The 11,822-nt window shown below is 58.2% G+C and carries 7 protein-coding genes; 3 read left to right on the top strand and 4 right to left on the bottom strand.

The window, feature by feature from the left end:
• Nucleotides 1-39: 39 nt before the first annotated feature.
• Nucleotides 40-906, top strand: coding sequence for a co-chaperone DjlA (gene djlA / locus VSX58_RS15240; RefSeq protein WP_327618831.1), 867 nt, complete (start codon nt 40-42; stop codon nt 904-906).
• 90 nt (nt 907-996) lie between these two features.
• Here djlA and rluA read toward each other — a convergent pair whose 3' ends face one another.
• The 4 genes from rluA to VSX58_RS15220 form a co-directional block, all read right to left on the bottom strand.
• The gene (rluA, locus tag VSX58_RS15235; protein ID WP_327618830.1) at nt 997-1,650 is read right to left on the bottom strand and encodes a bifunctional tRNA pseudouridine(32) synthase/23S rRNA pseudouridine(746) synthase RluA; all 654 of its coding nucleotides are present in this window, start codon (nt 1,648-1,650) and stop codon (nt 997-999) included.
• Between the two features lie 13 nt (nt 1,651-1,663).
• Nucleotides 1,664-4,567 carry an RNA polymerase-associated protein RapA gene (gene rapA / locus VSX58_RS15230; RefSeq protein WP_327618829.1) on the bottom strand — a complete coding sequence of 968 codons (2,904 nt, stop codon included), beginning with the start codon at nt 4,565-4,567 and terminating at the stop codon, nt 1,664-1,666.
• A 246-nt stretch (nt 4,568-4,813) separates the two neighbouring features.
• On the bottom strand, nt 4,814-7,180 hold the full coding sequence (locus VSX58_RS15225) for a DNA polymerase II (protein WP_327618828.1): 2,367 nt from the start codon (nt 7,178-7,180) through the stop codon (nt 4,814-4,816).
• Nucleotides 7,181-7,299: 119 nt separating this feature from the next.
• The gene (locus VSX58_RS15220; protein ID WP_327618827.1) at nt 7,300-8,868 is read right to left on the bottom strand and encodes a sensor domain-containing diguanylate cyclase; all 1,569 of its coding nucleotides are present in this window, start codon (nt 8,866-8,868) and stop codon (nt 7,300-7,302) included.
• A 788-nt stretch (nt 8,869-9,656) separates the two neighbouring features.
• On the opposite strand from VSX58_RS15220, the gene VSX58_RS15215 reads away from it, so the two are divergent.
• Nucleotides 9,657-10,721 carry an ABC transporter substrate-binding protein gene (locus VSX58_RS15215; RefSeq protein ID WP_327618914.1) on the top strand — a complete coding sequence of 355 codons (1,065 nt, stop codon included), beginning with the start codon at nt 9,657-9,659 and terminating at the stop codon, nt 10,719-10,721.
• A gap of 179 nt (nt 10,722-10,900) precedes the next feature.
• Nucleotides 10,901-11,800 (top strand): branched-chain amino acid ABC transporter permease, encoded by a 900-nt coding sequence (locus tag VSX58_RS15210; RefSeq protein ID WP_327612173.1) that lies wholly within the window; start codon nt 10,901-10,903, stop codon nt 11,798-11,800.
• Nucleotides 11,801-11,822 lie beyond the last annotated feature (22 nt).

Here is an 11,822-nt window from a genome sequence, read left to right as displayed (position 1 = left end):
AGCAATTTTTAGCCGACGGCATGAGGATTTGAGGAGTATATGCGGTATTGGGGGAAGTTGCTGGGGCTGGCGCTGGGTATTATGTCCGGCGGCGGCGTCTGGGGAATCATTATGGGACTGCTGATGGGGCACATGGTCGACAGGGCCAGAGCGTCGCGTCGCCGTCACTTTTTTTCCGCCCAGTCCACGCGCCAATCGCTGTTTTTCCTCACCACTTTTCAGGCGATGGGCCACCTGACCAAATCCAAAGGGCGGGTTACCGAGGCCGATATCCGCATCGCGACCCAAATGATGGATCGCCTGGAGCTGTTCGGCGCGGCGAGAACGGCGGCGCAGCACGCCTTTCGCGAGGGGAAGGCCAGCCACTTTCCGTTGCGTCTTGAACTGCGCAAACTGCGCGACGCCTGCCTGGGCCGTTTTGATTTAATTAAGATGTTTCTGGATATTCAAATTCAGGTGGCGTTCGTCGATGGGGCGCTGCATCCCAACGAGAGGCGGTTGCTGTATGTCATCGCCGACGAACTTGGCGTAAGCCGCGAGCAGTTTGAGTTTTTTCTGCGCAATAGGGAAAGCGCGGCCGGCCACTCCGCATCCGGCGCCGGGCAGGGCGGAAAGTCTTATCAGCGGCGCGGCCAGTCGTCCAACGGCTATTCCTACGGCGGGTATCGCCAGCCCGCCGCCGCGCGCGGACCCACGCTGGAGAGCGCCTGCCGCACGCTGGGCGTGCGCCGCGACGACGATGCGGCGACGATTAAGCGCGCCTATCGCAAGCTGATGAGCGAGCATCACCCGGATAAGCTGGCGGCGAAAGGGTTGTCGCCGCGCATGATGGAAATGGCCAAACGTAAAGCCCAGGATATTCAGGCGGCCTATGAATTGCTGAAAAGCGCGCATCAAGCGAAGTAATCGCCCGCGCATCTCCCCCTCCGTCCGCCATCTCCTTTCGCCGCCCGCCGCGCAGACCCGATGAAACTCAGACCCGATTACGCGGGACGCTTAGAACTCCGCCTCACAGCGAAAGTGCATCGGCGTTTTGAATTCAGGATGCGTAATGCGCAGTTCCTGCGCGTGCAGCAGCAGGCGGGGCGCTTTGGCTCTGGCCTGCGGATGCGCGTAGAAACCGTCCCCCAGAATCGGGTGGCCTAAAGCCAGCAGGTGTACGCGCAGCTGGTGGGAACGCCCGGTGATCGGCGTCAGTTTGACGCGCGTGGTGCCATCGTCGTCGCGGGATAACACCTGATACTCGGTTTGCGCCGCTTTGCCCTGCTCGAAACACACTTTCTGTTTCGGGCGGTTCGGCCAGTCGCAAATCAGCGGCAGGTCGATTAATCCCTCGTCGCACGCTATCCAGCCCCAGACGCGGGCGATGTAGGATTTTTCCGGCTCCCGCTCGCGAAACTGGCGTTTTAACTCGCGCTCGGCGGCTTTGGTCAGCGCCACGACGATAACGCCGCTGGTGGCCATGTCTAGACGGTGGACGGACTGGGCGTCCGGATAATCCGCCTGAATGCGGCTCATCACGCTGTCTCGGTGCTCCGGCGCGCGGCCGGGAACCGAGAGCAGGCCGCTGGGCTTGTTCACCACCATGATGTGCCGATCCTGATACAGGATATGCAGCCAGGGATCGGTAGGGGGATTGTAAGGTTCCATCAAGGCTCCCAAATTACTGATGCGCGACCACCACCAGACGGATGGCGTCCAGACGCCAGTTCGCCTCATGAAGATTGGTTAATACCTGTTCGCGCTGATTTTCCAGCGCGCGCAATTCATCTTCACGAATGTTGGGGTTTACCGCCTTGAGCGCTTCCAGACGCTCCAGCTCGCGGCTCAGCTGCCGATCGGCCTGAGTCTGCGCGTCGGCGATCAGTTGGCGGGCCTGCGCCTCCACCAGCGGCTCGGCCTGTTGCAGCATGGCGTGCACGTCCGCCTGCACGGCATTGACCAGCTTGCTCGACGTATGGCGATTGACGGCGCTGAGCTGGCGGTTGAAGCTCTCAAATTCCACCTGCTCGGCCAGGTTGGCGCCTTTACGGTCGATCAGCAGCCGAATCGGCGTCGGCGGCAGGAAGCGCGTCAGCTGCAGGCGTTTCGGCGCCTGCGCCTCCACCACATAGACGAGCTCGGCCAAGAGGGTGCCGACCGGCAGCGCCTTGTTTTTCAGCAGGGAGACGGCGCAGCTGCCGGTATCGCCGGACAGGATCAGATCGAGCCCGTTGCGGATCAGCGGGTGCTCCCAACTGATAAACTGCGCGTCTTCGCGGGATAGCGCCTGTTCGCGGTCGAAGGTGATGGTGCAACCGTCCTGCGGCAGGCCGGGGAAATCAGGCACCAGCATATGGTCGGACGGCGTCAGGATAATCAGATTATCGCTGCGATCCTCCTGATTGATGCCGACGATATCGAACAGATTGAGGGCGAAGGCGACCAGATTAACGTCGTTATCCTGCTCGGCGATCGACTGGGCCAATAGCTGCGCCTGTTCGCCGCCGTTGGAGTGCATTTCCAGCAGGCGGTCGCGGCCCTGTTCAAGCTGCTGTTTGAGCCGCTCGTGCTGCTGCCGGCAGGCGCGGATAAACTCATCCAGCCCTTGCTGTTCGCCCTGGGCGGTCAAGCGTTCGATCAATTCGTCGTAATGCGCATCATAGATGGCGCGGCCGGTCGGACAGGTGTGCTCAAACGCATCCAGCCCTTCGTGATACCAGCGCACCAGCATCGCCTGGGCGGTGTTCTCCAGGTAGGGGACCATTATCTGGATTTGCCGCGTCTGCCCGATGCGATCCAAGCGGCCGATACGTTGCTCCAGCAGATCGGGGTTGAACGGCAGGTCGAACATAATTAGATGGCTGGCGAACTGAAAGTTACGGCCTTCAGAGCCGATTTCCGAGCAGATCAGCACCTGGGCGCCCTCTTCTTCAGAGGCGAAATAGGCGGCGGCGCGGTCGCGCTCCAGAATCGATAATCCTTCGTGGAACACCGCGGCGCGGATGGCTTCACGGGTGCGCAGCACCTGCTCCAACTGCAGCGCGGTAGCGGCCTTGGCGCAGATCACCAGTACCTTTTCGTCGCGGTGCGCGATCAGGTAGTCGAGCAGCCATTCAACGCGCGGATCGAAGCTCCACCAGGTGGCGTCGTCCCCTTCCAACTGCTGATAGATTTGCTCCGGATACAGCATTTCGCGCGCGCGGGCCTCCGCGGGCTTATTCGCGCTCATGATGCCGGAAACCTTGATCGCCGTCTGATACTGGGCGGGCAGCGGCAGGCGGATCTGGCGCAGCGTGCGCTGGGGGAAGCCTTTGACCCCTTGACGGGTATTACGGAACAGCACGCGGCTGGTGCCGTGCCGATCCATCAGCATGGCGATCAGCTCCTGGCGCGCTTTAAGGTTGTCGTCGCTGTCGCTGTTGATCGCTTTCAGCAGCGGCTCGATATCCTGTTCGCCGACTAGTTCGCTCAGCGCATTAAGTTCGGCGGCGTCGGCCTTCTCCCCGGAGAGCAGCGAGGTCACCGCGTCGGCGACCGGACGATACTGGCGCTGTTCATCAACGAATTCCCGGTAGTCGTGGAAACGGTTCGGATCGAGCAGGCGCAGACGGGCAAAGTGGCTTTGCTGGCCCAGCTGTTCCGGCGTGGCGGTAAGCAGCAGCACCGCCGGGATATTTTGCGCCAGCCGTTCAACCGCCAGATACTCCTCGCCGGGCCGCTCTTCGCTCCAGGAGAGATGGTGCGCTTCGTCCACCACCAGCAGATCCCAGCGGGCGTCGACCAACTGATTGAAGCGCTGCGCATCGCGCCGCACGAAATCCAGCGAACAGATAACCAGCTGTTCGGTTTCAAAAGGATTGCTGCTATCGAGCTTGGCTTCGGCGTAGCGTTCGTCGTCAAACAGCGAGAATAGCAGGTTGAAGCGGCGCAGCATCTCCACCAGCCACTGATGCTGCAGGGTTTCCGGTACGATAATCAGCACGCGTTCGGCGCGCCCGGCGAGCAGTTGCTGATGGATAATCATCCCGGCTTCAATGGTTTTGCCCAGACCGACCTCATCGGCCAGCAAGACGCGCGGCGCGTGGCGTTGCCCCACTTCGTAAGCGATATACAGCTGGTGCGGGATCAGGCTGGCGCGCATGCCGCGCAGCCCGCCCCACTGCTGCAGCGCCTGTTGGTGCTGATTTTTACGCGCGCGATAGCGCAGGGCGAAGCGATCCATGCGGTCGATCTGTCCGGCGAACAGGCGGTCCTGCGGTTTGTTGAACGTCAGCTTGCTATCCAGCAGGATTTCGCGCAGTTCGGCCGCCGAGTCATCGTCCAGCCGCCGGCCGCTATAGACCAACAGGCCATTCTCATCGCGGACGTCCTCTATCTTGAGCTGCCAGCCTTCGTGGCTGGTGACGGTATCGCCGGGGTTAAACATCACGCGGGTGATGGGGGCATCGCTGCGGGAATAGAGGCGGTTTTCGCCGCTGGCCGGGAAAAGCAGGGTAATCATGCGGGTGTCGACGGAAACCACCGTTCCCAATCCAAGTTCGCTTTCCGTATCGCTTATCCAGCGCTGACCAAGTGTAAAAGGCATAAATTCTTTGCTCGATGTTTGTCTGTGTCGGGATAGTGTCAGGCCATACTTCGCTATTCGCGCATTCTCCGTCATTCTCCAAGCGCGGGGCTATCGCCTGCGCCTTGCATACCATCGGGTATTGCGGAGAAGGGGCGTCCGCCACGAATAAAATAAGGGTATCGTTGCCGTATGAGAAAGGGCGCTATGGTAATGGATGGCGGCGCGTTCGTCACCTGATCAAACGCCTTGCGCCGCCGCGGTTAATTAAAATAGCCCCATCTGGCCGGTAACCAGAGTGGTGAAATCATCGTGCAGGAAGGGCAGAATGGCATCCGCCACCGGCCGTAGCTGGCGCTCGACATAGTGTTGATAGTCGAGCGGCGCATGGCTGGTTTCCAGCGGCTCCGGCCCGTTTGTGGTGATGACGTAGCTAATCCAGCCGCCGTTCTGATATTGCAACGGACGCCCCTGTCGACGGTTGTAATCATCGGCGATTTTGGCCGCCCGGGCGTGGGGCGGCACGTTGCGCTGATAATCCTCAAGGCGGCGGCGCAGCCGCTTGCGGTAAATCAGCAGGTCGTCGAACTCGCCGTTCAGGGTTTTACGCACGTAATCGCGCAGCCACTCCTGATAGGCTCTTTGCTGAAAGATCAGCAGATAGAGCTGTTGCTGAAACCGCTGCGCCAGCGGCGTCCAGTCCGTGCGTACGGTTTCCAGCCCTTTGAATACCATTTTCTCGCCCTGCTCGGTCGCCACCAGCCCGGCGTAGCGTTTTTTACTGCCCTGTTCCGCGCCGCGAATGGTCGGCATCAGAAAACGGCGAAAGTGGGTTTCAAACTCCAGCTCCAGCGCGCTAGTCAGCCCGTGGGTTTGGCGTAAATGGCTTTGCCACCACTGATTCACCTGTTGTATCAGCTGATTGCCGATACGGCTCGCCTCCGCTTCCGTATGGGGGCGTTTCAGCCATACGAAGGTGGAGTCGGTATCTCCGTAGATCACCTGATAGCCCTGAGCCTCGATCAGCTCGCGGGTTTTAAGCATAATTTCGTGACCGCGCAGGGTGATGGAAGAGGCCAGGCGGGGATCAAAGAACCGGCACCCGCTGGATCCCAACACGCCGTAAAAGGCGTTCATGATGATTTTCAGCGCCTGAGACAGCGGCTTATTGTCGGTGAGTTTGGCGCTTTCCCGCTGCCGCCAGATCTGTTCGACGATCGCCGGCAGGCAGTGGCGATCGCGGGAAAACCAGGCGCCGCGAAAACCGGCGACGGCGTGCCGTTCGTCGGGCTGCTGCATACCGACGGCCAGGCCGACCGGGTCGATCAGAAAGGTGCGGACGATCGACGGATACAGGCTTTTGTAATCCAGAACCAGCACGGAGTCGTAGAGGCCGGGACGCGAGTCCATCACGAATCCTCCCGGGCTGGCTTCCGGCGCGATTTCGCCCAGATTGGGCGCCACATAGCCTATCCGGTGCATGCGCGGCAGATAAAGGTGGGTAAACGCCGCCACGGATCCGCCGCTGCGGTCGGCCTCCAGGCCGGTGACGCTCGAACGCTCCAGCAAAAAACGCATCAGCCCCGTTTTGTCGAAAATGCGCGTCACCAGCCGGCAGTCCTGCAGGTTATAGCGGGCAAGCGCGGGCTTATCTTCGGCAAAGCGGCGATCGATCTCGTCCATGCGCTGATAGGGCGTATCGATCGCTTTGCCTTCGCCCAGCAGCGACTGCGCGACGAATTCCAGGCTGAACGAAGCGAAATTCCAGGTGGCCGATTTCAGCGCTTCGATCCCGTCGATAATCAGACGCCCTGCGGCGTTGGCGAAAAAGTGCCCCGGTCTGAACCCGTGTTCGCGCCACTCCAGCTCCGCGCCGTCGCGCCCCAGCCGCAGAGGAATGCGATAACGCTCGGCGTGTTTTTGCAGTACCTGCAGGTCGAACTGCACCAGATTCCAGCCGATGATGGCGTCGGGATCGTGCCGCTGCAGCCAGTCGTTCAGCTTTTCCAGCAGTTGGGGACGGCTGGCGACATAGTCCAGGGCGAAATCGTCCGCGGCGGCGGCAGGGCCGTTCGCCGGGCCGAGCATATAAACCTGGCGCTGGCCGCAGCCCTCCAGCCCGATGCAGTAAAGCTCGCCGTGGCGGTTGGTTTCGATATCCAGCGAAACCAGCCTGAGGCTGGGGCGATAGTCCGGGTTGGGCTTCATGCGCGCCTGGGTCAGCAGACCGGAAGCGTCCGGTTCGCCGCTCAGCCAGACGGCGGCGGTGATAAAACGCTCCATCAGGAAACGCTCGGGCGGGCGAATATCGGCTTCATAGACCTGAACTCCGCCCTCGCGCAGCACTTTTTCCAGCTTCAGCAGCTGGCGGTATTGGCGGCAGTAGAGGCCAAGCAAAGGCTGGTGATGAAAATCCTGCAGGGCGAGCGGCCGCAGCCGCCAGTGTCTTTCGCGGCGCAGCAGCGCGGCGGCCCGCGTTTGTTGCGACGCCGGGATAAAGGCGACGGCCTGTTGCAGCGGCAGGCGGGCCCGCAGCGGCCCGTCGTCGGTCGCCAGCCAGAACTCCACCTGGGTGCCGGTCGGGGTATCGCGCCAGTGGCGGGTAAGGATGAATCCCTGACGGATCTGGGTCACTAAGGCTGCCTTTTCGCTGCGATAATGTGCTTAAGTATGGTTATTTATACAGGTATTGTCCAGGCGTTTGCGACATCCCTGTCGCGAGGGGCAGGGCCGATAGCGGCTGCGTGGAGCGGTCAGGCGGCGGTAATTACCCGGTTGCGCCCTTCCTGTTTGGCCTTATACAAGGCTTCGTCCGCCGCTTTAAAGGCCTGTTCGATGGTGATGTTAGCGGCGCCCGGAGACCATAGCGCAACGCCCAGCGAGATAGTGATGCTGCCGACTTGATCAATCACGGTTTCCTGCGTCGCGGTGCGCAGCCGCTGCGCGATGCCGGTCGCGATAGCGAGCTCGGTTTCAGGCAGCAGAATCAGAAACTCTTCCCCTCCGCTGCGGCACAAAATGTCGGACTCGCGCGAACAGGAGCGAATGATCCGCGCCATATCTTTAATCACGTTATCGCCGGTGTCATGGCCGAAGGTGTCGTTGACGCGCTTAAAATGATCGATGTCTAGCGCGATGATGGCGAAGCTTTTCTGCCCGACCAGCCAGTAGCGCAGGATGCTTTCCATCCCGCGACGATTGAGCAGGCCGGTCATCGGGTCGGTTTGGGCCTCGGAGCGCAGTTTGCCGATTTTCTTCTGCAGCAGATCGATGCCGATCAGCATGGCCTGTTTGAGCTGCGTCGCCTCAAAATACCAGGAGTGAATCTTCCTGATATCGTCGGAAACATTGAGCGAGTCCATCTTGTTGGCGCTGCGGGCCAGCAGCCACAGCGGCTGGGCAATGAAACGCGCCAGCAGCCAAACGCCGAAGATGGTGAGCGCCGCCAGCGGGAACGAATGGCGCAGCACATTCATCATCAGGCTATCCAGCGGCTTCAGCGTCTCCTTGGTCGGGCGTACCACCACCACTTCCCAGCGGTTGGCGGGAACGATACCGTAGCCGGCAAGCATTTTCGCGCCCTGGGCGTTCAGAATTTCCTGGCTGCCATTGCCGTTCTCCGGGGGGGCGATCGTCAGATCGTTATTGACGATTTCGCCGATTCTCTCGATATCTTTGTGGTACAGCATCTTGCGGTTTTTGTCGGTAACATAAATGTAGGAGCCGTCCCGGTAGTAATGCTGATCAAGCAGCGTATTGAGAACGCTGGGTTTCTTTAGATAGATGGAGGCGCCGACAAACCCCTGGTATTGGCCGTCCCGGCTAAATATCGGCGCTGAAATCAGCACCATGAGGTTATTGGATACGGAAATATAAGGCTCGCTGATCAACTGCTGCCTTTCCCGCAGCGCTCTCAGCGCGCCGGGGGTGGTCAGTTTTTGCCCGATAAGGTGCGACGCGTGGGGAAAAGAGGCTCTGAGCACGCCGTGTTCGTCGACGATCACCGCCGAGTTGAAGCTGTGGCTCTGCAATCCGATGCGTTCGGTCTCTTTCGTCAGGCTCGGCGCATCGTTCATCCGGGAGGAGACGGTGCCGGCGCTATAGGCCAATTGCTGCAGGGCCGAGTTGAAAAAAAGATCCGTCATGGCGGCCAGCTTGGTGGCGTAAACGCGGTTAGCCTCCAGGGTGTTGTCGATCAGAAGCTGGCGCTGCACCCGGTAACTGGCGTAGAAGCTGTTGGCCAGCATGATTAGCGCGCTGGTGATAGCCAGCAGCAATATCAGTCGGCGTAATCCGATGTGATTGAAGAGTTTTAACAACATATTTTTTTGGGCAGATTGACGCAGTGATGAGAAATGGCCGCTATCATAGGTGTAGATGTATAGCCTGTAAAATAATTGCTATGAAAATCATTATCGATGTAATTATATTATTCTTTATTACATGACATGATGTGGTTAGCGCGGAATCTATGGCGCGATTCACTCGCGTACGCAATCCCGAACGGCAAATCTGAAAAGCAGCGAAAGTTTATTATAGAACCCCCGCGAAGTAATTATAAATTTTCTACAACTCCTTAATTATCCAGACATATCGGTACGCTGTTTTCAGTATAAAAATTTGGCGACGCCATATTTAAAGGATTTGTCACTATAAACGCCGGGATTAAGAGGGCATGGATGGAATGTAAATAAGGTCTTATCTTCATCAAGGAGGAATATGGACAATCCGCGATGGGAGACTGATTTACTTATAGAATTTTGTCATTTATGCCGACGCACTTTTTAAAAGCAACGGCGAAACAAATTGGTGCATCCCGCTTCCTTCACCCCTTCCTCTCCTATTTTATCTGGTGCGATAAATCAATTTTTTCTTTTTTTATTAATCTGTTAATCATGTTTTGAACGCTCTGGCACATTTATTGCTGAATTTGATTCGGCCAACAGCATATATCCCTGCTGCACCTTTGGGATTTTTACACGCAGTAACAGGCTTTATCCATTATCGGGATTGGAACCACTCATTAATTAAAGAGGCGATCATGAATAAAAAAATTGTCAGGATTACTGTAGCAGCATTCGTTTCCTCCGCCCTCTGCGCCGGCGGCGCAATGGCTGCCGAAGTGAAAATCGGTGTGGTTCTGCCGTTGAGCGGGGCGCTTAGCGGTTATGGGCAACCCTCGCAGAAGGGCGTTGAGCTGGTGAATAGCATGGAGCCGACGCTGAAAAACGGCGATACGATTAAACTGGTTATTATCGATGATAAAAGCGATAAGGTCGAAGCGGCTAACGCCATGCAGCGCCTGGTCTCCAGCGATAAAGTCGATGCGGTGATCGGCGAAGTGACCTCCACCAATACCATGGCGATGACCAAAATGGCGGAAGACACCAAAACGCCGCTGGTTTCCCCCACCGCCACCAACGACCGCGTTACCCGCAACCGCGAATATGTCAGCCGCGTATGCTTTTCCGATAGTTTCCAAGGGGTGGTGGGCGCCAATCTGGCATCGCGTGATTTAGGCGCGAAAACCGCCGCCATCATGTTCGACAGCAGCAACGACTACTCCGTCGGCCTGGCGAAATCCTTCCGCAGCCAGTTCCTGAAGAACGGCGGCACCATCGCGATCGAAGTTCAGGCGCCGGGCGGAAGCAAGGATTTCAAAGCCCAGCTTTCCACCATCAAAGCGAAAAATGTCGACATGATCTACATGCCGATCTATTACACCGAAGGCGCGCTGATCGCCGTACAGGCCAAACAGCTGGGGCTGAAAGTGCCGGTCGTCGGCGGCGACGGCCTGGCGGCCGATCCGGTATTCTTTAAGCTCGGTCAGGACGCGGTTGAAGGTTACATGACCACCGATTACTACTCGCCGAATGCCAAGGAACAGACCCCGGAAGGCGAAAAATTCATCAAGGCCTGGGAAGCGAAATATAAAGAGCCCACGCATACCTGGGGGGCGATGACCGCGGACGCTTACAAGATGATCGTCAACGCGATGAACCAGTGCAGCGATCCCAAAGACCGCGTCTGCGTCAACCAGAAAATCCGCGCAACCAGTAACTTTACCGGCATTACCGGCACCCTGACGCTGAAAGATGGCGATGCGATCCGCAACGCCGTTATCAATGAAGTCAAAGATGGGCAGCTGGCCTTTAAAACGGTGGTTAACCCTTAAGTCGCATAAAAAAGCCGCGGGCCTCCCTGGCTGACGTCAATGCCGTTTGATATTGCGATGCCCGCGGCGGTAGGCGGGCATCGCGACGGCGCCGACCCGTCTGGAAAAACGGACTTGCGCCAGCGCGGGCGTCGGCAGATGCGGCTATGGATAGGCCAAGGTAAATAAGGATTGAATTTATGGATGCTGCCATTTTCTTTCAGCAAGTGGTTAACGGCATGAGCCTGGGCAGTATGTATGCGCTTATCGCCATCGGTTACACCATGGTGTACGGCGTATTGCGGCTGATCAACTTCGCTCACGCCGATATCATGATGGTTGGGGCGTTTTTGGCGTTATTCGGCTCAACCACCTTTGAGCTGCCTTTCGGGGCCGCTATTTTATTCGCAATTCTCTTTTCGGCGTTGCTGGGCGTTTGCATCGACCAGATCGCCTATCGTCCTCTGCGTCAGGCTTCCAAGATCTCGATGCTGATTACCGCGATTGGCGTGAGCTTCTTTCTGGAGAATCTGTTCAACGTGCTGTTTGGCGGCAGCCCGCGTTTCTTCGCCGCGCCCGAATTCTTCAATCAGACCGTGACGTTCGGCAGCATCATTATCACCAATGTGGCCTGGCTGGTGCCGTTAGTCACGCTGGCGCTGCTGGGCTGCATTCTTTTCATCCTGTATCGCACACGTCAGGGAATGGCGATCCGCGCGGTGGCCTTCGACGTCAATACCGTGCGCCTGATGGGGGTGGACGCCAACCATATTATCGCCTTTGTCTTTGCGCTGGGCAGTTCGCTGGCGGCGCTCGGCGGTATTTTTTACGCCACCAGCTATCCGACGATCGACCCGTTAATGGGGGTGCTCATCGGCCTGAAGGCGTTTGCCGCCGCCGTGTTGGGCGGTATCGGCAGCGTAACGGGGGCGGTGATCGGCGGCTTTATTTTGGGATTCACCGAAGTGGTCGCCGTAGCGGTATTTCCTGAACTGGGCGGATATAAAGACGCCTTTGCATTTATGTTTTTAATCCTGGTTTTACTATTCAGACCGGTAGGCATTATGGGTGATGAAAGACTGGAAAGGAGCCGCTTTTGATGAGAATGCCGACAAATTCATT

It is taken from the genome of Brenneria populi (assembly GCF_036016195.1).
Lineage (GTDB): Bacteria > Pseudomonadota > Gammaproteobacteria > Enterobacterales > Enterobacteriaceae > Brenneria > Brenneria populi.
Note: the sequence above shows the minus strand (reverse complement) of the source record. Positions and strands in the feature narration are given on the sequence as shown.

Coding starts and splice junctions, on each gene's coding strand:
- djlA (WP_327618831.1), top strand. CDS start 40: ATGCGGTATTGGGGGAAGTTGCTGGGGCTGGCGCTGGGTATTATGTCC.
- rluA (WP_327618830.1), bottom strand. CDS start 1,650: ATGGAACCTTACAATCCCCCTACCGATCCCTGGCTGCATATCCTGTAT.
- VSX58_RS15215 (WP_327618914.1), top strand. CDS start 9,657: ATGGCTGCCGAAGTGAAAATCGGTGTGGTTCTGCCGTTGAGCGGGGCG.
- VSX58_RS15220 (WP_327618827.1), bottom strand. CDS start 8,868: ATGTTGTTAAAACTCTTCAATCACATCGGATTACGCCGACTGATATTG.
- VSX58_RS15210 (WP_327612173.1), top strand. CDS start 10,901: ATGGATGCTGCCATTTTCTTTCAGCAAGTGGTTAACGGCATGAGCCTG.
- rapA (WP_327618829.1), bottom strand. CDS start 4,567: ATGCCTTTTACACTTGGTCAGCGCTGGATAAGCGATACGGAAAGCGAA.